At 34.7% G+C, this 22881-nt stretch carries 19 protein-coding genes; 5 read left to right on the top strand and 14 right to left on the bottom strand.

Translation table 11 applies throughout. The annotated features are described in order from the left end of the window. Positions 1-363: 363 nt before the first annotated feature. From NKR20_RS06390 to NKR20_RS06380, 3 genes are read right to left on the bottom strand one after another with little or no spacing between them, the layout of a single operon-like run. On the bottom strand, positions 364-1170 hold the full coding sequence (locus NKR20_RS06390) for a DUF817 domain-containing protein (RefSeq protein WP_253424559.1): 807 nt from the start codon (positions 1168-1170) through the stop codon (positions 364-366). A gap of 11 nt (positions 1171-1181) precedes the next feature. Beyond that, entirely contained in the window at positions 1182-1394 is a 213-nt protein-coding gene (locus NKR20_RS06385) for a helix-turn-helix domain-containing protein (protein WP_253424555.1), read from the bottom strand. Positions 1395-1405: 11 nt separating this feature from the next. Further along, positions 1406-1888: a DUF2975 domain-containing protein gene (locus NKR20_RS06380; RefSeq protein WP_253424552.1), complete on the bottom strand. Its 483-nt coding sequence runs from the start codon at positions 1886-1888 to the stop codon at positions 1406-1408. 241 nt (positions 1889-2129) lie between these two features. Here NKR20_RS06380 and NKR20_RS06375 point away from each other — a divergent pair, with 241 nt between their 5' ends. Continuing rightward, the gene (locus NKR20_RS06375) at positions 2130-3179 is read left to right on the top strand and encodes a YecA family protein (RefSeq protein ID WP_253424550.1); all 1050 of its coding nucleotides are present in this window, start codon (positions 2130-2132) and stop codon (positions 3177-3179) included. Positions 3180-3234: 55 nt separating this feature from the next. Here the strand turns inward: NKR20_RS06375 and NKR20_RS06370 are convergent, their stop codons facing one another. Beyond that, positions 3235-3426 carry a zinc-finger domain-containing protein gene (locus tag NKR20_RS06370; protein WP_121215669.1) on the bottom strand — a complete coding sequence of 64 codons (192 nt, stop codon included), beginning with the start codon at positions 3424-3426 and terminating at the stop codon, positions 3235-3237. Positions 3427-3585: 159 nt separating this feature from the next. On the opposite strand from NKR20_RS06370, the gene NKR20_RS06365 reads away from it, so the two are divergent. Next, a complete protein-coding gene (locus NKR20_RS06365) occupies positions 3586-3981 on the top strand; it encodes a ribonuclease HI family protein (RefSeq protein WP_121215670.1) in 396 nt (131 codons plus the stop codon). Between the two features lie 716 nt (positions 3982-4697). Here the strand turns inward: NKR20_RS06365 and coaW are convergent. Together coaW and NKR20_RS06355 are read right to left on the bottom strand one after the other, a co-directional pair. Continuing rightward, positions 4698-5528 (bottom strand): type II pantothenate kinase, encoded by an 831-nt coding sequence (gene coaW / locus NKR20_RS06360; protein ID WP_121215671.1) that lies wholly within the window; start codon positions 5526-5528, stop codon positions 4698-4700. A 92-nt stretch (positions 5529-5620) separates the two neighbouring features. Further along, positions 5621-6685 (bottom strand): 3'-5' exonuclease, encoded by a 1065-nt coding sequence (locus NKR20_RS06355; RefSeq protein ID WP_253424547.1) that lies wholly within the window; start codon positions 6683-6685, stop codon positions 5621-5623. A gap of 247 nt (positions 6686-6932) precedes the next feature. On the opposite strand from NKR20_RS06355, the gene NKR20_RS06350 reads away from it, so the two are divergent. After that, positions 6933-7760: a squalene/phytoene synthase family protein gene (locus NKR20_RS06350; protein WP_253424544.1), complete on the top strand. Its 828-nt coding sequence runs from the start codon at positions 6933-6935 to the stop codon at positions 7758-7760. 68 nt (positions 7761-7828) lie between these two features. On the opposite strand, the gene NKR20_RS06345 is transcribed toward NKR20_RS06350, so the two are convergent. Further along, entirely contained in the window at positions 7829-9148 is a 1320-nt protein-coding gene (locus NKR20_RS06345) for a D-serine ammonia-lyase (RefSeq protein ID WP_253428074.1), read from the bottom strand. Beyond that, positions 9144-9614 carry a YaiI/YqxD family protein gene (locus NKR20_RS06340; RefSeq protein WP_121214562.1) on the bottom strand — a complete coding sequence of 157 codons (471 nt, stop codon included), beginning with the start codon at positions 9612-9614 and terminating at the stop codon, positions 9144-9146. Before NKR20_RS06340 ends, NKR20_RS06345 begins: the two co-directional genes overlap by 5 nt. Positions 9615-9775: 161 nt before the next feature. On the opposite strand from NKR20_RS06340, the gene gdhA reads away from it, so the two are divergent. Further along, entirely contained in the window at positions 9776-11149 is a 1374-nt protein-coding gene (gene gdhA, locus NKR20_RS06335; protein WP_121214527.1) for an NADP-specific glutamate dehydrogenase, read from the top strand. A gap of 874 nt (positions 11150-12023) precedes the next feature. Here gdhA and tnpA read toward each other — a convergent pair. After that, a complete protein-coding gene (gene tnpA, locus NKR20_RS06330; protein ID WP_253424246.1) occupies positions 12024-12497 on the bottom strand; it encodes an IS200/IS605 family transposase in 474 nt (157 codons plus the stop codon). Positions 12498-12785: 288 nt separating this feature from the next. Between tnpA and pepF the strand changes: the two genes are divergently transcribed. Next, a complete protein-coding gene (pepF, locus tag NKR20_RS06325) occupies positions 12786-14582 on the top strand; it encodes an oligoendopeptidase F (protein ID WP_253424542.1) in 1797 nt (598 codons plus the stop codon). 46 nt (positions 14583-14628) lie between these two features. Here pepF and NKR20_RS06320 read toward each other — a convergent pair whose 3' ends face one another. The 5 genes from NKR20_RS06320 to NKR20_RS06300 form a co-directional block, all read right to left on the bottom strand. Next, on the bottom strand, positions 14629-15837 hold the full coding sequence (locus tag NKR20_RS06320) for an NAD(P)-dependent malic enzyme (RefSeq protein WP_121214563.1): 1209 nt from the start codon (positions 15835-15837) through the stop codon (positions 14629-14631). A 608-nt stretch (positions 15838-16445) separates the two neighbouring features. Further along, positions 16446-17351, bottom strand: coding sequence for a stalk domain-containing protein (locus NKR20_RS06315; protein WP_253424539.1), 906 nt, complete (start codon positions 17349-17351; stop codon positions 16446-16448). 77 nt (positions 17352-17428) lie between these two features. Continuing rightward, positions 17429-18250, bottom strand: coding sequence for an MBL fold metallo-hydrolase (locus tag NKR20_RS06310; protein WP_253424536.1), 822 nt, complete (start codon positions 18248-18250; stop codon positions 17429-17431). A gap of 97 nt (positions 18251-18347) precedes the next feature. Then, positions 18348-19154 (bottom strand): sulfurtransferase, encoded by an 807-nt coding sequence (locus tag NKR20_RS06305; protein ID WP_121214531.1) that lies wholly within the window; start codon positions 19152-19154, stop codon positions 18348-18350. Between the two features lie 3 nt (positions 19155-19157). Continuing rightward, positions 19158-22778, bottom strand: a complete 3621-nt coding sequence (locus NKR20_RS06300; protein WP_121214532.1) for a dynamin family protein — start codon at positions 22776-22778, stop codon at positions 19158-19160. Between the last annotated feature and the right edge of the window lie 103 nt (positions 22779-22881).

The raw sequence follows: 22881 nt of genomic DNA, 5'->3' as shown, positions 1-22881 counted from the left end.
CTAATAATAGACAAAACATCTATATATTATTTTAATATTATTACCTCAGAATGATTTCTATTATAAATCTGGAGATAACAATATACTTCTTGAATTTTAGTTTAAAATGAGCAAAAAAGCTACAAAAAGATGTTTTTTTTAGAAAAAACAATGTTTAGAAATTTCAAAATCGTCTATACTATTAGAGATTTCACTTCTAATCTGTGATTTGGGAGGGTTAACCCGATGAGTAAGGAAGATTGAACTCGGAAGGAACCATCTGTACTGAGAAAGCGATTCTTTTTAAGAAAAGCGAGGCAGACGTGTCATGGATTTAATGTAAGATGAAATCAAACCCGGAATTTAATTTCCGGGCTTTTTTATTTACGTTTCTTTTATTAAGGGAGAAACACCATATTCAATATGATGTAAATCCCGCTTCTTGACTAGTTTTAATGTTGCAACTATTAAAAAGCTAACAATAACTAATAATAGCCATGAACTTACTTTACCTAAATGCACAAGACTCCATGCTTCTGTTTGATTGGGATATTGCCAAGCACCGAAAAATGTGGCGATATTTTCTGCAACCCAAATAAAAAATCCAATCAATACAAAGGAAAGTACTAATGGCATTCGGTACGACTTTCCGTTCACGACATATGTGACGTAAGATTTCCAAAAGACGATGATTACAAGAGCTGATAACCACCAACGAATATCGATCCAAAAATGGTGTGTGAAAAAGTTTAAATAAATAGCAGCTGCTAATGGCACGACAATGAAAAATGAAGGCCAATTGAACAGTTCAACTTGTATTCTTCGCCACGCTTGGCAAAGGTAACTTGCAACACTTGCATACATAAAACCGCTATATAATGGAACACCAAAAACTTTTGTATAACCGTCCTCTGGATAAGACCAAGACCCCATGTGGACTTTAAATATTTCAAGGGCAAGACCAATAATATGAAACAATGTAATGACCTTTAATTCATCTCGTGTTTCAATTCCTGAACGCACCATCCACCACTGTATCAAAAGGAAGATAATCAGTAGCCAATCATATCGTGGAAGAAATGGAAGTGGAATGTATTTGGTAATGGCAAGGGAGGCAAAAATCACAACGGGAAATAAACAAGATAATGCCTGTTGCCATCCAAAATAGAAGAGTTGTTTGAGACTTCGCAATATACTCCCCCCTAATCCTCATCCATTCGATACTCTAAAATATCCCCAGGCTGACAATCTAAAGCTTTACAAATGGCATCTAAAGTAGAAATTCGAATCGCTTTTGCCTTGCCATTCTTTAAAATAGAGAGGTTGGCCATTGTAATTCCTACTTTTTCTGATAGCTCTGTTACACTCATTTTTCGTTTTGCTAACATAACATCTATATTTATAATAATCGCCATTGATTTCACCTCTAGACCGTTAAATCATTTTCTTCTTTTATATTAATTGCCTCTTGTAAAAGTCTTTGTAAAACCGCTGCAAACACTCCAACAACCATTGAAGCCAAAATTAAAACCATGTTAATTAAAATTAGTCCTGGCGCATCGTCACGTTCTGCAATTAAATAAAACAATGGTAAACCTACAACATAAATTGCACTAATTGCTATTGCACAAAATTTAATATTCTTCAATGCATCGACAGAGAATTGAGAAAATGCAAAGTTGTGGTCAATGTAAGTAAGAAGTTTCATTGATTGGTATAGGGCTAGATAGTAAGGAATTGCTGCTCCATACATCACAAGCCAAATTAAATATTTAATAAATGTAAACTCAGGATATAATTCAGCTCCAAATAAACCAACTTCCGGAACAATAAATATACATATGGATAATATTGGCAGACCCATTAAAATTACTGCAATTTTTAGAAAGAGTGTTGTTCCTCTTTTCATATTTTAGCACCTCACTAATGTTTTTTCATTTTGAATTTACCACATAATTTATCGTTTTACAATAAATTTTTATTTAATTAGATAATAAAATTATTGAATATGACCCAAATCTATTAATAGATTTAAAATCTATTTTTTTGGTATATTCTGATAGATTCAGTCATATAAATATTAGTACGTCCCATTATTCTAAAATTTCTAAATAAATTATCATTTTTCATCTACACTCAAAATCGATATTATGATTATTGCAGAATATCTAAATCTAATGGAACTAGAATTCTTGAAAGGAAGTGCACTAAATATGGTAGGAAGAAATGATTTATGCCCGTGCGGTAGTGGAAAAAAATATAAAAAGTGTTGTGAAAATAATAAACAAGATACAATGAAAGAAATATTAATGTTTGAAGAGATCGAACAAATTCTTCAAACGTTTTATAATGTATATCCTGAAAGAAGCGATATAAAGGAATATATTGAAGCGGTCAACAAATGGCTGCCTCATTTAAAAAATCACTTACAAAGAGAGTTAATTGAAGCTGTTGCACTTGACGACTTTTTCTTCCACCAACGCCACGATATATGGGCAAACTACTTAAAACGTGTGAAGAAAAAGGCAATCCGACCTGGAATTATTGAACTACTAAACCTTTGGGACGAACCAAGACTATTTATCGGTCAAGTGGATAAAGTGGAAAATCAATATTTATTCGCAACTTGTACATTAACTAAACAGCAAATTCGTATCCGTCGCGAATCAAATCGTCCAGTGCCAGAAGGTATGCAAGTATTTGCCTTTATCTTGCCAGAAAGCGCGACAGAAGAACATTGTTATTTAGCAGTTTCAACATTAATTTTCTACCCAGAAAACTATAAACAAGTATTCGAAAACTTTGCAAAAGGTTTCGATTCTTCAAAACAATCGGTTGCTGTGTTCTTAAAGGAAAATCACCTGAACTTCTGGCAGCATTTAGTTGAATTTGGCTATACAGGTGAAGAATATACATCCTTCGAAATTGAAGTTGTAGATTTAACAAAACAATTCCTACAAGAACGTAATCTTGAATCAAATGGCTTAGTGGAGACATTAGAGGATTATTTAGTAGAGAAAAAACCAAAAGCAAGAAAAGCGGCGGCAATCGCAGCTGGTTCAATTCGATTTGCTCAAGAACGCAACATTTTAGAAACAACATATACAGTAAAAGAGATTGCGGAAAGTTTCAATGTTTCAGCTTCTTCTTTAAACAAATATTACCAAGAACTATTACAATACGTAGCAGTTCCGGTATAAAAATAAGCGGCGAAAAACAAAATTTGTTTTTCACCGCTTTTTATATATCAAGGCATTATTTTTCGTATATTTTCATTAATTCTTGCCCTAAAAATTGAAGTTTTTCCCCGACTGAACATTGTTCGATACAAAAACGATGTGCATTTGATTTACCAATTTTATTGCGTAAATCCTTTTTTATAGGGCAATCATTACAATACGTATCCGTTAGTTCATCTATATCTTTAATAACAGTACTTTTGTTCACGCAACTCCCCCTCTTTCGTGTTTCACTATTCTACTATTAAATTTTTTATTTTGTAAAGTGCACTCATTGGAAGTGCTCGCATTTATATTTTATTTTCTCACAATAAGATATAATATGGGTAAATTTCAATCAAATATTTCAAAAAAAGAAGGGATATTTATGTTAGAAGTTTATATTGATGGTGCAAGTGCAGGCAACCCCGGTCCGAGTGGAATTGGCATTTTTATTAAGGGTGAAGGCCAACTAATAAAAATCAGTGAATACATAGGAGAAACAAATAATCATATTGCCGAATTTACCGCATTAATTCGAGGGTTGGAGGAAGCAAAAAAACTTGGATCTTCCCTTGTATCCGTTCGTTCCGATTCAAAAATAGTCGTTGCATCTGTAGAAAAGCAATATGTGAAAAATGAGCTTTATCAGCCACTATTGCAACAAGCGATTCGTCTAACAGAACAATTTGATTTATTTTTTATTAAATGGATTCCCGATAACCAAAATAAAGCTGCAGATGCCCTTGCAAGGGAAGCTATATTAAAAGGAAAAACTTCCTAAGATGCTCGCCTCTTTTGTTATGAGGCGAGTTTTTTAGAGAGCTTCATCATAACATCAACCAATTGTAACCCCAGATAATATCCTTGTTTATATTTATATGCTATGCAGAAAAGCGTTAAAATGTAAAAGGGAAAGTGGGGGTAATTATTTTTCTTTATCGGCTTTTGAATAGTATTTTATGCTGGTATTCGATTTTCATCGGCGGGATGACGACAGTTTTTATTCTAATTTCTTTATGTTTTGCATTCATCCAAGTTATGAAGACGATTTTTTCTAAATTCGAATGTAATTTTGGTATTCATCGGGCTCATGAAGATAGTTTCCCTTCAGATTTCTTCAGATTTTTGTATTCATCAGGGGGATGAAGACATTTTTCCTTTAAAATTCCTGAGATTTTCGTCTTCATCCAACTTATGAAGACAGTTTTCATTCAAATTTCCTCTGATTTTTGCATTCATCCACCTTATGAAGACAGTTTTCATTCAAATTTCCTCTGATTTTTGCATTCATCCACCTTATGAAGACAGTTTTTATTCAAATTTCCTCTGATTTTTGCATTCATCCAACTTATAAAGACGATTTCCGAAGTAACATCCACTAATTCATTATTGAATAACTCCCTACTCAACCGCACATCTTAAATTTAACTTGAGCAATCCTTCCAATAAAAATTCACAAAAAAAAGCATATAAAGAACCTTTATATGCTCATAAATTTTATTTGGATTCTACCTTATTTAGCAACGCACCAATTGCACCCGTAAAACCGCAATTTGGCAAAAAGATTGGGTTGTGTTTCTTTAATTTTGTGTAATTCCCAATTACCTTTTTTAAGTGGTCATTGTTTTGTAATGTTGACCCTATGTATACAATTGCTTCGGTTTTCTTTTCTTCGGCAAATTGAATACTTAGCGTTGTAATCACTTCGCCGACAAGGGCTTGTACCGTTGCAAGTAAGTCATTTTCTTCATGTTCTTTCTTTTTCGTTATGTTTACTTTTCCGAAATTACTTGCGGTTAAATGCCCTTCAATTGGTGGTTCCATTCCTTGGAAAATGTCTTTCACAAATAAATCGATAGAATCTCGATTTCCCTGAGATGCTCTTGTTGTAATTTCATTAAAGTTCGAAATTCCTGTCATTATAGTAGATAAACCTGTTAATGTTCCGCCACCAACACCCGTTCCACCAACACGGAAGTGATTTTTTCCTTCCATATAATGAATGGAAGTACCTGTACCGATATTTGTAATAATGCTTCGCTCAATAGCATGTCCATCTTTTTCTAATAAATATTGGACACCTTTGATTGTTGCTTCAAATTCAACTAAATATTGAATCGATTTCATCGTATTTAAAACTTCTAACAGTTGTTGCGTTCGTCCACCCGTTAATCCAATCTCTTCAATAAAAGGATTTGCTTCAATCCAATCCTTCACTTTCGAAAAATCATTGGAGGGGAAAATTTTATATTCTAAGTCATTGTTTTCATTTATATATACGACTTTTGTTAATGTTCCCCCGGCGTCTATTCCAATTACATTTTGCATACACGTTCTCCTTTTTTCTACTCCCTTTCTAAACTTTAACTTTCTTAAAATACTAGTGCAATAATTTTTAGTAAAAAGGAAGAAAATCTAAGTTAAGAAATTTTTACTGGTTCTTTCGTAAATAAATTTCGTTTTTCGAATTCTTGTATTATTCGTTTCTCGTGTTTTCTAATTAATTGATATAGTTTTCGCTCAATTGATTGAGTGGATAAGTTTCTAAATGTGAATTCATTTATGTCTTCATTATCTTTAAGCAAGTATTGTAAAGTCATTACTTCTGTTTTAGGAAACGTGCAATGATGCAAGCGATTAATTTTCGATAGTGACTTTAATCCACTACGAGTAATTAATACTCTATTTTTAATATCTTCTATAATATTGGTTAAAAACAATTTAACTTCTTCATTCGGATTAATAATTATTTTTTGTAAAACTTGTGTTTCGCCTTGTTCGTCCGTTTTTTCTTCTTCATAAATATCAAAATCTAGTTGTTTGTTCAAGATTTTAATTTCATCTACTTGAAGATTCAACGATGACACTTTTCCAGAAATATAAGTGATATTCAAATCAAATGTCTCATCTAATTGTTGAAGCTCACTAAAGACCATGCTAAATTCGTTGGTTTGTTGTTTTTCAATTATTGTTTGCCCATTTGATGCTTTGAAAATTTCAAACAAACTAATGGCATCTGCTAATGCTCGGTGTTGTGTTTCCATTTCAATTTGAAGTTTTTCCATTAAACCAGCTAAGCTAGGCTGCTCTTTAATTTGGTTTTCTATCATATATTTCTGTTGAAAATCGATAATTGGATACAAGAAACTAGCATCTATATGATTGCGATTTAATTCATCTTCCAATACTTTTCGGTCAAACTCTCCAAACGTCACAAGGATTGAATCATCACTACACCACTTTATAAAGTCTTGAATAACTGTTTGAAAAGACTTTGCGCATAGCAGTTGTTCTGTCGTGATCCCTGTTAACTTTTGTATATGTGAATTTAATTTTTTAAATTTATATGGTTGAATGAGCTGCGAAAAAAATTGTTGGTCTCCGTTTGGCAACCATTTAACGGCACCAATTTCAATAATATATTGTTTGCCACGAATTAATGTCGCTTCAACATCGATAAAAATAAAACTGTGTTTGCGAACCATTATTCCACCTTTGCTTTCTAACATAAGTTTATGTGTGTAAAATCTATTATTCTCATATTGTATCGAATATGCAATAGAATAACACGAATATATTATGAAAATAGTTTTTTGAGAAATAATAAATGAAAGAATCGACCCGCGCTAGAACTGATTTTGAACATTCTTTCAGATTCTATTTTTAATTTCCTTCAAATTGAGGTACGATAGTATTGATATATGTATGTAATGAACGAAAGGAATTACCAAAATGAATAACAAAGAACTCCTGAAAGATGCAATGAGAGTCTTAAAAGCAACGAGCCGAACTTTTTATATACCGATAACTTTTTTACAAAAAGAACTTAAAACAGCAGTAGCCACTGCTTATTTAATGATGCGTGCAATTGATGAAATTGAAGATAATGAAAATCCAGCCGTGACAAATGAACTGAAACATTCGATTTTAACTGAAGTTAGTAAACTGATACTGGAACCAACATTTGATGAGGAAAAATATTTACAAATTCTTGCTCCTGTAAAAGAGTATATGCCTGAAGTAACGCTTCGTTTGGGTGACTGGATTCGTCTTATTCCAAAAGAGGCAGTGGAAATTGTAAAAAATTCAACAAGTGAAATGGCAGAGGGTATGGGGAAATGGGCATTAGCGAACTTCCAAGTCAAAACAAAAGAAGATTTGGATGACTACACATACTATGTTGCTGGACTTGTTGGAGTCATGCTCTCTCAATTATGGGAACAGTTTGCAGGCGTGAAAACAGATAGAGATTTAGCAATTGGCTATGGTCGAGGGTTACAATTAGTGAACATTCTTCGTAATCAACAAGAAGATATGGAAGAACGAGGCGTAAGCTTTGTGCCAGAAGGCTGGACACGTTCAGATTTATTTGGATATGCAGAAGAAAATTTAGAAAAAGCCGATAGATATATGAAGGATGTTAATAAACGTTCGATTTTATTATTCTGTCGTTTACCTTTAGCCCTTGCTCACAAAACATTAAAAGCGTTAAAAGATGGCAAAGAAAAAATGTCTCGTGAAGAAGTTGAACAAACAGTCGAAGAAGTACAAATCGATTAAAAAAAGTAGATGCGCTAAAATTAATCGCACCTACTCCGGGGAGTGTCCTTAATACTTTAGGGCACTCCTTATACATTCTTCTCTAAATAAATCTTTCGTTCCTCAAATGGAACCATATCTCCACCTGTAGACCAAATGAGATGTGTGGCATTTTCCATTTTCGATGTTAAACCATTCTCTTCTAAATACTGCTTTCCTTCACTTATTAGTTGGATTGGACCGAATACACCAGCGTGGGCTGATGGTTCCATGAAAATATTCTCCTGCTCATACATCCCTTTTAAACTCCGGAACAGAAAACTATCATCTACTGTATAACAACCACTTAAAACAGGCTCCATTATTTTACCTACAAATTTTGAAGCTCTCCCAACTGCAAGTCCATCAGCTTCCGTTTTGTTGTTTAATCCTATATCATTCACCGATATTCCATCATGTAATCCTGTCATCAATCCAAGTAACATACATGGCGATTGTAGCGGTTCCCCGAAGAAAATATGGACATTCTCACCAAAAATCATTTTTAGTCCAAAAGCAATTCCACCTGGAGCTCCACCTACACCACAGGGGATATACACAAATAACGGATGATTTGCATCTACTAGTATGTCTTGATCTTGTAACTGTTTTTCTAGCCGTAATGTAGCAACGGAATAGCCAGCAAATAAATCAACTGAATTTTCATCATCTACAAAATGACATTTCGGATTTTGTTGAGCTTGTTTACGTCCTTGTTCTACCGCCTTACTATAATCAGATTCGTATTCTATCACAGTTACTCCTTTATCACGAAGAAGTTGCTTTTTCCATGCCTTTGCATCATGTGACATATGGACGGTAACTTGGAAACCGAGTTTTGCACTAATAATGCCTATACTTAAACCTAAATTGCCCGTTGAACCAACTGCTATTTGGTATTCGCTGAATAGTTTTTTGCAGCTTTCATCAGCTAACTTTGCATAATTATCTTCTATTGTAAGTAATCCATGCTCCATTGCGATTGTTTCAGCAAATTTCAAAACTTCATAAATTCCTCCCCGGGCTTTGATCGACCCTGAAATCGGTAAGGAATGATCGCATTTTAAGATTAATCTTCCGGGTATCTTAAAACCTCTACGCCCTTCAATGAGCTTTTTCATCTGAGGAATTTCTTTTAGAGGAGATTCAATTATTCCTTTTAATTTTTCGGTTTCAGGAAAAGCTACTTTTATATATGAAGAAAGACGATTCAATCGTTCATTTGCTTCATGCATTTGTTGAAATGAGAATTGTTCTTGATTAGGTATGGGTTTTCTATTCGGATTTATCCATAATACTGATTTTAAGTTCTTTATTTCATTTATTAGATGGATTTCATCTAATTTTGAGATTGATTCTTCTCGTTCAATCACTCATTTCACCCCTTTTTTTTGCTAAAATTGCTCGTTCACAAATTTGTCGAAAATTCCTTTCGAAGGCAATATTATTTTTTTCCGTTCGTTTTTTCGGTCCTTTAGTGCGTCCACCTGCTTTTCTAAATTTTGCGCTTTCAAAACGAAATGCGAGCAATTGGTCTATGTTGTCTGCTGTCATTTCTCTTCCATTTTGATCAATGACAAAGGCACCTTTTGCCAAACACATGGCAGCTAATCCATAATCCTGTGTTATAACAATATCATACTTTGTAACCGCATTCACTAGCTTAAAATCAACGGAATCGGGTCCTTTTGGAACGATAATTGTTATTGCATTCTCCCTTTCTATACGATGGGAAGTATCGCAAAACAAGAACGGTTTAATCTCATAATCAGATGAAACAAATAGCGCCAAATCAATAACTGGACATGCATCTGCATCAATTAATAGCTGTAAAATCGTTTCCACCTCCAGAAAATAATCCCTTTAAATTATTATATTTGTATAATATTTTTTCAACCATTACACAGGTTACATCGGTTTGTCACCAAAATCTTTTATTGAATTGTTCGAAAAATCATAATACTATACATTCATCAACAAATTTAGGGGGTCACACAATGACGACACAATTCATCGACAATAAAACAGCAGCACAAGAGTATATAGATTCAGTATTCGCACAGGTTAAAGCAAAAAACGGACATCAAGCAGAATTCTTACAAGCTGTGGAAGAAATTTTCCTTTCTTTAGTACCTGTTTTTGAACAACATCCTGAATATATTGAAAATAATATTTTATCTCGTATCGTAGAACCTGATCGTATTGTTTCATTCCGTGTAGCATGGCAAGACGATAACAACCAAGTACAAGTAAACCGTGGTTACCGCGTTCAATTTAATAATGTAGTTGGTCCTTACAAAGGCGGTTTACGTTTCCACCCAACAGTAAACGAATCAATTATGAAATTCTTAGCATTTGAACAAATCTTCAAAAACTCTTTAACAGGTCAACCAATCGGTGGTGGTAAAGGTGGATCTGACTTCAATCCAAAAGGTAAATCAAATTCAGAAATTATGCGCTTCTGCCAAGCGTTCATGACAGAACTATATCGTCACATTGGTCCAGATGTCGATGTTCCTGCAGGTGATATCGGTGTTGGCGGAAGAGAAATCGGTTATTTATATGGCCAATATAAACGCATCCGTGGCGCTTACGAAGCAGGCGTATTAACTGGTAAAACTCCAGGATACGGCGGTTCCCTAGCACGTAAAGAAGCAACTGGTTACGGATTAGTATACTTTGTAGAACAAATGTTATTAGAGAAAAAAGAATCATTCTTAAATAAAACAGTTGTTGTATCTGGTTCTGGTAACGTTGCAATCTATGCAATCGAAAAATTACAACACTTTGGGGCAAAAGTTGTATCATGTTCTGATTCTAACGGATATATTTATGACCCAGAAGGTATTGATTTAAAACTAGTTAAAGAAATTAAAGAAGTTAAAGGCGATCGTATCAAAACATACGTAGATTATCGTCCAAGTGCAACATATACAGAAGGATGCACAGGTATCTGGACAATTCCATGTGATATCGCATTACCATGTGCAACTCAAAACGAAATCGATGGCGATTCTGCTCGTACATTAATCGCTAATGGCGTGAAATTCGTTGCAGAAGGTGCAAACATGCCTTCAAACCTTGAAGCAATTAACTTATTCTTAGAAAACGACGTATACTTCGGTCCAGCAAAAGCTGCAAACGCTGGTGGTGTAGCAGTATCTGCATTAGAAATGGCTCAAAACTCTGGCCGTAACTACTGGTCATTCCAAGAAGTAGACGAAAAATTAAACAACATCATGAAATCTATCTACACAAACAGTAAAGAAGCAGCTGAAAAATATGGTTACCCAGGTAACTTAGTAGTAGGTTCAAACATCGCTGGCTTCGTAAAAGTAGCTAACGGTATGCTTACTGAAGGTGTGTACTAATTAGAAAAGCGGAGAACGCTCGCCTAGCTCTTGAAGGCACTGGAGACTTCCGACTAGCGTGTTTACACGCGCCGGAGGAAGTTGAAGTGTCCGAAAGAGCTAGCGTTCGCAGCTAGACAATCTAGAAAAGCGGAGCGCGTTCGTTCAGCCGTGACAGAAACTGGAGACTTCTGACAAGTGTTCTTGAACACGCAGGAGGAAGTTGAAGTTTCCGAACGGCTAACGCGCGGAGCTAGACATTAGAAAAGCGGAGAACGCTCGCTCTATATATCCAAAGATAATACATTGTTCGATATAATAAAGGGGAATAATATACAACCGAATTCTTGTAATTCGGTTGTTTTTTTATTGGAATTTTTTTACATTCCCCTTCATTGTTGCGCATTTAATGAAAATACGGAACATTTATTTCAAATTTCTGAAGAGATAATTTAAGAACAAAGGTTAAGGAGAAGTAAAACTAGAAGAATCTTGAGATATAATCGATACATAAAAAATGAATAACATATTACATTTGATATTAGAAGTAGCTTCGAATTAATGGGAAATTTACAAATTTAACAATTACTATGGTTGTTAATTACAGTATATAGAAACTTAACCGAAAAGCTTGTGTCAAAAGGTAACTCTACTAATAAACATTTTTAAATCCTTTATAATCTTAAAAAAGCTATTGTGCATTAAATGATTTTCTTTGATTTCTGTTGAAAATGAATATTGAATGAATAATGCACTTAAAGAAATGTAATAAAAACCACCAGTCGAACTGGTGGTTTTTTGCGCGTGAAACGCTGGGTTACTGGCCCACGTCTAAAGACGCGCTGAATGGTCTGCCAACCGCACTACGTTTCCGACTACCGCTAAAGCGGCTATTTTATTTTTTGCTTCGATTTATTTCTTCTCCTGTGAATGGGTCAATGAATTCTTTCATGGTCATTTGATCTTCTAGAATATCTTCTTGCAACTGATTTTTGATATATTCTTGAATCGCTTTTTTATTTCTTCCTACTGTATCGACATAATACCCTCGACACCAAAATTTTCGATTCCCATATCTGTATTTTAAATTTGCATGTCGATCGAATATCATGAGACTACTTTTCCCTTTTAAATACCCTACAAAACTAGAGACACTTAACTTTGGTGGAATACTTACTAACATATGTATATGATCAGGACATGCTGTTGCTTCAATAATTTCCACGCCCTTTCGCTCACATAACTGCCGTAATATTTTACCGATATCTGCTTTAATTCGACCATAAATAATTCGTCTTCTATATTTAGGTGCGAACACAATGTGATACTTACAATTCCATGTTGTATGTGCTAAACTTTTATTATCCATATGGATCTCCTTTCGTACATAATTGGTTGACCAGACCATATATTATTGTACGATTGGAGTATTTTTTTTGTCCATAGCTAAAAGCTTTTTGGAACCCCCTGCATAGCAGGGGGTTTTCATTTAACCAATAAAAAAATCACCTAGCAATTCAGGTGATTTTTTATTTCCGTAATGATTCTAGTTAAATATTCGGTCTCCCCTCTCTTGTTCTCGTTGTCTCTTAAAAGAAAAATATGGTACAATTATTTCGAGTTCCGTAATAATTTTAAGGGGAAAGGGAGGAGCAATATGTTAAAACGTAGCGAAGTAAAACTAGAAGAAACTTGGGATTTAACTGATTTATTTGAAAATGAACAACAGTTTGAAGAGGCTTTACAAGAGGTATCAGAGGAAGCTACAGCGATTGAAGCAAAATTTAAAGGGAAAATCACAAATTCAACAGTTGCTGTAGAAGTAATTACCTTATACAAAAACTTGTCCGAAAAGCTTGTGCCAATCGGTAACTATTCGCAGCTTTCTTTAAGCGTGGATCAAACAAATGACACAGCCCAAATGCGTGCTGCAAAGGTTGGCCAACTTTACTCAAAAATCAGTGCGCAACTATCATTTATTACTTCTGAATTTTTACAATTAGATGAAGAAACACTTACAGAAACAAAAAATAAGTCCCAAGATTTTTCTCACTACATCGATAAATTAATACGCAAAAAACCTTATCAATTACATCCTGAAGTTGAAAAAACGTTAGCTGCTTTCGGATCAATTTTTGAAGCTCCATATGAACTTTACAACACAACCAAACTAGTTGATATGAAATTCGAAAACTTTGAAGTGAACGGCAAAAGCTATCCACTAAGCTACAACTCTTTCGAAGGAGATTGGGAGCTTGAAACGGATACAGACATTCGGAGAGCGGCATTTACCGCATTTTCTAACAAACTCCGTGACTATCAGCATACAACGGCAAAAACCTACGATACCCACTTAAAAATCGAAAAAACAGAGTCTGACTTACGCGGCTTTAATTCTATTTTTGATTCATTGCTTTTTGACCAGCAAGTTGATAAAGAGCTTTATGACCGCCAAATTGACCTGATTACAAGTGAATTAGCCCCGATTATGCGGAAGTATGCGAAACTTCTTCAAAAAAGTCATGGATTAGAAAAAATGACGTTTGCTGATTTGAAAATACCATTAGATCCTTCATATGAGCCAAAAATTTCAATAGAAGAATCTCGTCAATATATGAAGGATGGTTTGTCTGTCTTAGGTAAAGACTATCAAGCTATGCTAGACCGTGCATTTGACGAAAGATGGATTGATTTTGCCCAAAATATCGGAAAATCCACAGGAGCCTTTTGTTCAAGCCCATATGGTTATCACCCTTATGTATTAATTTCTTGGACTTCTCGCATGAATGAAGTGTTTGTTTTAGCCCACGAACTTGGGCATGCTGGGCATTTTTACCTTGCCAATGCAGAACAAAACATTTTTAATGCCCGTCCTTCCTTATACTTTATTGAAGCACCTTCAACGATGAATGAAATGCTTATGGCCAATCACTTACTTTCAAATTCAAATGATGCAAGGTTCAAACGCTGGGTAATCTCTACAATCATTGCTCGAACGTACTATCATAATTTCGTTACCCATTTATTAGAGGCCGCTTACCAACGTAAAGTTTACGAAATCATTGATGATGGTGGAAGTGTCAATGCTTCGATTTTAAATAAGTTGAAACGCGATGTATTGGTTGATTTCTGGGGAGATGCAGTTGAAATTACAGAAGGCGCCGAATTAACGTGGATGCGTCAACCTCACTATTATATGGGCTTATATCCATACACTTATTCAGCCGGATTAACAATTGCAACAGAAGTCTCTCAACGTATTTTAAAAGAAGGCACACCTGCTGTAAACGATTGGATTAATGTATTAAAAGCCGGTGGTACAAAAACACCTGTAGAACTTGCTCAAATGGCAGGTGTTGATGTGACAACAGATCAACCACTTCGAAGTACAATCCAATTTATCAGTTCATTAGTCGACCAATTAGAAGAACTAACTACACAACTTGAAAATTAAATAAATCTCCAACAGCCTCAATTGTGGGCTGTTGGAGTGCTTATTTTTAAACTCCTGCTTCAACTTTTAACGGTTGTTGGAATAAATCTGAAACCCCAGTTTCAATTGCTGCACTTCCTACCGCTTTTGCTACAGCAGGTGCAACACGTTCATCTAAAGATTTCGGAATTACATAATCTTCATGTAACTCTTCATCTGTTACAAGGGAAGCAATTGCTTCTACCGCTGCTAATTTCATACTTTCATTGATATCAGTAGCACGAACATCTAATGCCCCTCTAAAAATACCAGGGAACGCTAATAGATTATTTACTTGGTTTGGATAGTCAGAACGGCCAGTCCCAATTACTCGTACCCCCCATGCTTTTGCATTTTCAAACGTAATCTCTGGATTTGGATTTGCTAATGCGAAAACAATAGGATCTGAACTCATTGATTTAATATGCTCTTCTGTTAGTAAGTTTGCAACAGATACACCGATGAAAATATCTGCTCCTACTAGCGCTTCTGATAAGCTACCTTTAATACGGTTCGGGTTTGTAATATACGCAATATTTTCTTTAATAGGGTTCATTCCTTCTGTTCTACCTTGATAAATAACCCCAGTTGAATCACACATTACAATGTTTTTATAACCGATTTGAAGTAAAAGTCTTACAATCGCAATACCTGCAGCACCGGCACCGTTAATTACGATTTTTACATTTTCTTTTTGTTTATCAACTATTTTAAGTGCATTTTGTAGTCCAGCCCCTACAACGATTGCAGTTCCATGTTGATCATCATGGAAAATTGGAATATTACATTCTCTTCTTAAACGATCTTCAATTTCAAAGCAACGTGGTGCTGAAATATCTTCTAGATTAATTGCACCATACGTAGGGCTAATCGCTTTAACAGTACGTACAATTTCATCCACATCTTTTGTATCTAAACAAACTGGAACAGCATCCACATTTGCAAAACGTTTTAATAAAAGTGCTTTCCCCTCCATTACTGGTAACGCTGCTTCAGGGCCAATATCCCCTAAACCTAAAACTGCTGTGCCATCTGTTACAACTGCTACAAAATTCCCTTTAATTGTATAGTCATAAACCCTTGAACGATTATTTTCAATCTCAATACATGGTGCAGCTACCCCAGGTGAATAAGCTAAACTTAAATCATATGAATCTACTACTGGTATTTTATAATTAATTTCCAGTTTCCCTCTATATTCACTATGCATTTCGATTGCTTTTTTCATTAAATCCATTTTCATCCATCCCTTCTTTATCCAACCAATAATTCTTATATTTTTGTATCATAGTGCTTTATTGCGTTAAAGTCAACGGAATTTTGCTAATTTTTCTTTATAAAATCTCCATTTTCGTTGAATTTGCGCGTTTTTTAATAATTGTGCAAATATTCACAAAAGGTTTTTTTACCAAAAATAATTATATCGGAATAATTCGTGTAAACACTTTCATTTTTCTACACCATATATATCAGGGGGTTCTCTGTGAAGAATTACACGTTTTGCTTTAGTAGAGAAAATAAGAAGTTTTTCACAAACTTTTTTAAAATTTCTGAAAAAATTTTCAAAAAAAGTTCACTTTTTTTTCGATCGAATAATAGAAATGAAAAATATTTTTAGAAGGAATTGGAAAAATAAGGGTCAGTAATTTATTTTCTAACGGCTAGATACTTTCTAATAAAAGATGTATTTTTCTAATTTCATACCAAATTTTCTATTAAAATGATAATTCTGCTATTAATTCCATAGATATTTAAATTATCTAATATCCCCTTTTTAGAAAAATAAAAAGCTATCTACACAATTTGTGTAAATAGCCGTTTTTGGTTGGTAGCCAATATATATTATTATTTTTCAGTGTGCTCGATTAATAGGTGTAAAAATTCGATTGGTACGTACGTTTTCTTTTCCTCTAATAATTCAGGTGCTTCTTTAAAGTATCTTAAGGCTTTGTTGTATCCATAGGTTGTGGAACCGCGCGTAATCGTAAAGGATAGATTGCCTTTTGAAACAATTGCTCCTTTTCCTGTCGACTCAACTTTGAACCCTAAAGTTTCCGCTACAAGTCGTAAAGGAATCATTGTTTCCCCATTCACATCATAAAAATCAGTTTCTGCAATTTTTAACGCTTTATCAACAGCCGTTTGTTCACGTTCTAGCAAAATGACTCTTTTTGGACCTGTTTGGGCTGGATAGCTTTCTAGTACCACTTCATAGAATATGAGAACTTCTTTATTAATAATTTCATCTTTTGAAACTAGTTTTTTAGAGAGATTCTCCATCACAGTTTCTTTTGATAAATGAATGATTAAATCTTGCTTTTTATTAAGTAAATTTTCATCAAATTGTTGAAGTTCTACTGTGCCAGGTTCATCAGTATGAACAATCACCACATCTGTTGAATAGCGTGGTGGGTAAATCATCATCATTGGCTTAGATGAATCCACATACCCTGTAAATTCCATACCCTCTTCAAGTTTTACTTCTTTACCAGTATTATCAAAAACTAAAGTTTGATTATTAAAATAGAATCCAAACTCCTCTTCGTCTGTTTTGACACTTGCAAAGAAAGTCCCTTTTGATTCTTCAGCAATTTTTGTGATGGTACCAGTAATTGTATAGAAGTTCATTTGCTGCACTTCTTCCTTTTGATCCACTACAGGGACTGGTTCTAATTCATTTGCTCCTGCAACGGGAGAAACCATCGTGCCTGCAATTGCGGAACAAAGTAATATCGATAATGTTTTCTTCAATTATGTCACTCCTCTCTCTGTTTTCGTAAAATTAGTCGAGGCACGAGAAAAAAGGTTACACAATAGAAGAAAATTTTTTATTTTTTTATGGCCAATTCCGTTAAAATGGACGTTACCATATGCAAGGAATCCCATTCTCCAAAAGAAATCTTTGTAATGGGATATTTTCGTTTAAATAATGCTTCATGAATTTGGCGTGGATTATAGCCCTCTTCATATAAACGAAGCACTTGCCCCTGAAGGTTTAATAGATAGTCTCGCTTTCGTTGTAACATTTCCCTTCCATTTTTAACAAAACCAGCATGACAGCAATACATTTCATTAAAATCATAGGTTAGAACCTTTTCAATAGAACGCAGGATTGTTGGAATGCTTTCATTTCTTAAAATTAGTTTTGTTTTTGGTTGAACAAACAAATCTCCTGTAAAAAGCTGCCCTGTCTGTTGATTTAGTAAAACGATATGGTCTTCTGCATGCCCTGGTGTTTCAATCACATCCCAAGTGGAAGTGCGCGAGGAAATCGTTGAATCCAACCCTCTAGCATGAAACGGTTTTCGTTTACCCCAAAACAGTTTTCGATACATCGGATAATGGGCAGGCTTCTTGCATTCTTCTACAGACATTTGATGAATATAAATTGGTACAGACCTCTGCTGTTCAATGATAGAGGCGCATCCAGTATGATCTTCATGATGATGTGTAATAACCACTTGCTCATAATCTTGCCCTAATAAAAATGGTGTTAATTCTTTCATAAGTGACCTCGGACCCGTATCGACTAACATTCCATCGACTACGTAACAATAAACATTCATGGATACTTTATTAAACGTCACTTTTCCATTAGCGTAACTGATGCCATTGATATTGCCAAAATCAATACTTTTCTTTATCATCATCTATCTACTCCCCCCTTCATTTAATGAATGACTATTCATTCATATGCGAAAATTAAATGAAACGTATAATTTGACGTTATACGTTTCATTTTTTCACTTATTTATTATCTCCAGTGTCCACATCATAATGATTAATCCAATCACTAAAGCTGCCGACATACAGCTTTAAATTGTCATAACCAGCATCGGCTAGGATTGCATATAATGGTGATGCAGTAACGCCTGAACCACAATACACGACGATATCCTCGTTTTTTTGTACAACATTTAATAACTCATCTTTGAATCGTATTGAAGGACCCTCTTTTAACTGTTCCCAATCGTAATTAATCGCATTCGGAATATGTCCGGCTACTTTATCAATAGGTTCCATTTCTCCTCGATAACGAATAGCTGCACGAGCATCTAACAGTTTTGCATGCTCCACACCATCTACAACATTTTTCACGTATTGGCGATTTACATAAATTCCTTCGTTCCAATCAATATTTAATGTTGTTGGATTGAACTTAGGTATTTCGTTTGTAACGTTAAAACCTGCATCCTTCAAAGCATCTATTCCGCCATTTACGATATAAACCTTTGGGAAGTTCGCGTATTTTAACATCCACCAAGCACGGGCTGCAAAAGGTGCCCCACCTTGATCATACACATAAATCGTATCTTCGTAACTTAAACCAGATTGCTCGAACAATTGTTGTAATTGAGCTTTAGAAGGCATTGGGTGTCTGCCTTCTGTGCTCGATAAATCGGATAAATCCTTTTCTAAATCCCAATAAATACTACCTTCAATATGCGCGTTTTGATACTCTTTTAGTCCCCACTCTTGGTCTTGTAAATTAAAACGAGTATCAATAAATCGACCAGATTTTACTTCGGTTGCTTCAACAAATACGTTCCCCAAACACTATACCCCCGTTTTTTGTAAGTCTGCATAAATAGATTTCCAAGTTTCTAATCTGCTTTCTTCTTGAAGTAATAGTCTTTCTGTTTCGATTTGGTTCATTGCTTGATTTGAAATGTGCTCATTTAAACGATTTGCTTCGTTTTGAATAAAGTTCGTTGCCCATTTCAACAATTCCTCTTTTTCCTTCTCTAAATAGCTTTGAGCGTCTGGCTTAGTGATATCTTCTAAAGCAGCTTTTAAGTTCTCTTTCTCATTCTTCTCAAAGAAGGCTTTTGCATTTTTGAAATGAGATTTCACTGTTGCATATTTATTAAAGTCTTCAAATGGACCATCAAAACTTAATAAATCCGGCTCATCTGGCTCATAAGCAATAAATGAGAAGCTGTTATTTAACTCTTTTAATCCACGTACTTCATCTTTGAAACGTTCAATCATTTTCTTTTGAATAAACTGAACTAAACGGAAGTTCGTTACACGTAACTCTTGGGCAAAGTCAAATTTCAATGCATTTAACGTTTCTTTTAAAGCTGTTTCTAACGCATTTTGAACTGGCATAGACGCAAATGTTGATGGATTATAGCTTTCTCTGAAGAAGTCAGGATAACGATAATACACACGTTGCATTAAGTAATACAATAATTCATCCAGTTCTTGTTTTAGGTCACTTTCAACCATATGAGTTGAAGTTGTACTATACGTATTTCGAACATGTTGCTCTAATTTCGCAAGTTCTTCTAAACGCTCATCTTTACGTTTTAAGTTTTCTTCTGTTTGAGTAATTAGGTCTGAGAATCGGTTATGTGTTTTTTCCACTTCTTCGTGTAACGCTTGAATCGCAATCGATGTTAATTCTTCATTTAAGAAATGATGGAAAGCTTGTTCAAAATCATGCATACCAGAATTGTGCTCTTGTTGTTCCACTTTTTCGCGAAGGGCTAATAAACTTGATACCCCGTAAAGTTTCGGGAAGCGAATTCCGAAGCGTTGTAATTCATTACGTACATAGCTTTTTACTTCTTCCTCTTCTTCTTTCGTAGAAGCTAAGTCAATCGCATTTACAACGAAGAACATTTTATCCAATTCAAAGGCATCTTTTACACGACCTAATTGAATTAAGAATTCACGGTCAGCTTTTGCAAAGGCATGATTGTAATACGTAATGAATAAAATTGCATCTGCATTACGGATATAGTCAAAGGCAACCCCTGTATGACGAGCATTAATTGAGTCTGCCCCTGGTGTGTCAACTAATGTAACACCCATTCTTGTTAATGGACTATCATAGTAGAAATCAATATTGTCTACAAAACATGAACGATTTTCTTCCGCAACAAATTTTTCGAACTCTTCACGGTTAACACGTAACGTTTCCCCAAGTTTCGATTCAAATGTTGGGAACCCTTGTGCAAAGGCACGAATAAATGATTTATGAACATTTAAACGCTCATCGGTTAATTGAACTTTAAGTCCCTCTTCAGCACGTGTATATGCTTCTTGTAGAGAATTAATCGTTAATCCAATTGCTTCATAAGAAAATTTAATGTCCTCTAATAATTGTTCTGCTGTTTTTAATTGAACGTCCGCAGTTTCGTGAGGATGTTCATCTGTAACAGGGCGTATTTTATTAATTGCAGCAGTCGTTGGGTTTGGTGAAACAGGTAATACTTTTGAACCCATTAACGCATTAGAGAAACTTGATTTTCCGGCACTGAACGCTCCAAATAAGGCAATTGTGAAATCTTTTTGTTGAAGACGTTCTACCTTCTTCATTAAGAAGCTTGCAACTTCTTCAAAGCCATTTACTTTATTTACTGCATTTGCAGTACGAATAGCTGCTTGAATTACTTCATCGCCCTTCACGTTGAAGGAATTAGTCGTTTGTTGCTCTTCGAAAGTTTCTTCTACTTTTTCTTCTTTTGGAGCTAGCATTGCCGGGTCAAATAAACGAATTTCTTTTAGTGATTGTTCAAAATCGTTATGCCAGTTTTTCTCTTGAGCTTTTGCTGCATTGCGAACATCTTTTGTTGTTAAAGTAATCTCTTTTTCAGCAATTTGTTTTCTTTCATCTAACGTCATGATTGATTTAATTGCTGTCACTTTGCCTGATAAAGCATTTAACTTTGCCATTACAGGTGCAGATAAAGTAGTTGCTGCATTTTCTAAAACCGATTTTTGACTTGCTTTCCATTCATCTGTTGCATCAACAAAATAACGTTTTGTGGCTTCTGCTACACGGTTTGCAAAGTTTAGAAGCGCATCCCCCGTTGCTAGTGAATCTGCTTTCACTTGATCTTCAATAAGAGAAAATGGAACATCAAATTGCATTGCATCGATTTGAGCAGCATTTTCATCCTTTAAAACACCTACATCTCTTAAAGATTGCTTCATTAAATTTTTCAAATGCCCGATAATTTGAGATTGTAAGATCGTTTTGTATTGGTCATACACGTCTTGAATACGGCGATTTTTTTCTTCTTCCGTTTTCTTTTTCGCAGTGAATAAACCGCCCACTTTAAATCCTGGTTGTTTACTTTCAAGATACAGTCGTAATTTTTCACGGAAATCTGCTGGGATAATTGCAGCATTTGCTAATAGCTCTTTACGCTTTTCTTTAAAGGACTCTTCCCAGTTTTCCATGGAGAATAGGTTTGTTTGTAATTTTAATTTTTCGTATTGGTCTAGAATGTCTTGACGATTTTCCCATTCGTCATCACTTAGAATATTTTCATATTCAGCAAATAAATTATTTTTCTCTTCCTCTAAAAACGCCAAATGTTCACTTTGTAATTTCTTTAGTGTATTTTCAGCAGTAAGGACTAATTGTTCCTGCCAATCGTTCATTGAGTCCATAACAATTTTCTTCACTGTTGTAAAGTCATTGTGAGGGTGATCAAAGTCTCTTAAAGATGTAAAGAAGACTCCTTTTGGTTCTACTCCCCACGCTGCAAAGGATTGGTGAACAGATTGTTTAAATTGTTCAAAAGATAACTCTTGTTCTTTATGTTTATCAATTTGGTTAACAATTAAATACACATTTGGGTTATATTTCATTAATTGTTTTGTAAATTGGAAGTTAAGCTCTGATTGCACATGGTTGTAGTCCATTGTATAAAATACGACATCCGCAATATGAAGTGCCGATTCTGTTGACATCGCATGGGCGTCATCTGTTGAATCCACACCTGGCGTATCCATCACTGTTACACCGTATGGAAGAGATGAAGCTTGATGGCCAATTTCAATTTGAGAAACAAGTTGCCCATTTTTACTAAGCTCTTTTACCGTTTTAAAATCATATCCTGCCTCAAATTTTACCGGCTTATCATGATGCATATAAACTATTGCAAAGTCTTCTTCAGATTTATGTACTTTTACAATGTTTGCACTTGTTGGAATTGGACTAGCTGCTAGTATGTCTTCCCCAGATAGGGCATTGATCATACTCGACTTCCCTGCAGAAAAGTGTCCAGCAAAACCAATTACATATTCTTTTTGTAAAAGTTTTCGTGCAAATAAATGAAGTTTCTCCATTCGTTCTGTGTCTTCATTGTTTTTATAAATTATGTATTGAACAGCGGATTGCTGTAATAGTTGCTGTAATTTTTCATCAAAAGAACTCATTAAAAACTATACCCCTTTTGTCTCATTATTGTCACAATTATATACTACCATGTTTAGTAGTCAAATCGGCTAAAAAATAAGAATAAAAGGGAAATAAATTTTA

Origin of the sequence: Ureibacillus endophyticus, from assembly GCF_024159215.1 — a bacterium.
Classification (GTDB): domain Bacteria; phylum Bacillota; class Bacilli; order Bacillales_A; family Planococcaceae; genus Ureibacillus; species Ureibacillus endophyticus.
The sequence above is the reverse complement of the archived record's forward strand: the minus strand, read 5'-3'. Positions and strand labels throughout refer to the sequence as shown.

Bases quoted from the DNA above. Each gene is read 5' to 3' on its own strand.
- NKR20_RS06385 (WP_253424555.1), bottom strand. From the start codon at position 1,394: ATGGCGATTATTATAAATATAGATGTTATGTTAGCAAAACGAAAAATG.
- NKR20_RS06380 (WP_253424552.1), bottom strand. From the start codon at position 1,888: ATGAAAAGAGGAACAACACTCTTTCTAAAAATTGCAGTAATTTTAATG.
- NKR20_RS06375 (WP_253424550.1), top strand. From the start codon at position 2,130: ATGATTATTGCAGAATATCTAAATCTAATGGAACTAGAATTCTTGAAA.
- NKR20_RS06365 (WP_121215670.1), top strand. From the start codon at position 3,586: ATGTTAGAAGTTTATATTGATGGTGCAAGTGCAGGCAACCCCGGTCCG.
- coaW (WP_121215671.1), bottom strand. From the start codon at position 5,528: ATGCAAAATGTAATTGGAATAGACGCCGGGGGAACATTAACAAAAGTC.
- NKR20_RS06355 (WP_253424547.1), bottom strand. From the start codon at position 6,685: ATGGTTCGCAAACACAGTTTTATTTTTATCGATGTTGAAGCGACATTA.
- NKR20_RS06350 (WP_253424544.1), top strand. From the start codon at position 6,933: ATGAATAACAAAGAACTCCTGAAAGATGCAATGAGAGTCTTAAAAGCA.
- gdhA (WP_121214527.1), top strand. From the start codon at position 9,776: ATGACGACACAATTCATCGACAATAAAACAGCAGCACAAGAGTATATA.
- tnpA (WP_253424246.1), bottom strand. From the start codon at position 12,497: ATGGATAATAAAAGTTTAGCACATACAACATGGAATTGTAAGTATCAC.
- pepF (WP_253424542.1), top strand. From the start codon at position 12,786: ATGTTAAAACGTAGCGAAGTAAAACTAGAAGAAACTTGGGATTTAACT.
- NKR20_RS06320 (WP_121214563.1), bottom strand. From the start codon at position 15,837: ATGGATTTAATGAAAAAAGCAATCGAAATGCATAGTGAATATAGAGGG.
- NKR20_RS06310 (WP_253424536.1), bottom strand. From the start codon at position 18,250: ATGATGATAAAGAAAAGTATTGATTTTGGCAATATCAATGGCATCAGT.
- NKR20_RS06300 (WP_121214532.1), bottom strand. From the start codon at position 22,778: ATGAGTTCTTTTGATGAAAAATTACAGCAACTATTACAGCAATCCGCT.